1 pseudogene is annotated in these 390 nt (G+C 71.0%); it reads left to right on the top strand.

Features of this window, described 5'->3' with window-relative positions:
• Positions 1–244: pseudogene (locus IG02_RS37450) on the top strand (L-asparagine permease); the annotation flags it as partial.
• Positions 245–390: the final 146 nt, after the last annotated feature.

Here is a 390-nt window from a genome sequence, read left to right as displayed (position 1 = left end):
GCTCTTCTGGCGCCGCGCCCAGGAAGGCAAGGTCACCCGCCCCGGCTACAACCTGCCCTGGGCCCCGTACACCCAGATCGTGACCCTGGGCTTCCTCGGCTCCGTCCTCGTCCTCATGTGGATGGACGGCGGCGTCGGCCGCACCACCGTCGCCTGTCTGCCGCTCATCGCGGCGGCCCTCGTCGGCGGCTGGTTCCTGGTCCGCCGCCGGGTCCGCACGACCGCCGCGGCGCACCGGAACTGACCTCCCCCCACGGGACCGGACGGGACCCCCGCAGGCACGGCCTGCGGGGGTCTCGCCTTTTGTCAGGAGATAGTGGTACCCAGGAGCCTTACAAGATCCGTTCGGAGGAAGGGAAGTTCGCGATTCCGCAGCCACGTCCAGGGGGG

Source organism: Streptomyces sp. NRRL F-5135, assembly GCF_000719775.1.
Classification (GTDB): domain Bacteria; phylum Actinomycetota; class Actinomycetes; order Streptomycetales; family Streptomycetaceae; genus Streptomyces; species Streptomyces hebeiensis.
The sequence above is the reverse complement of the archived record's forward strand: the minus strand, read 5'-3'. Positions and strand labels throughout refer to the sequence as shown.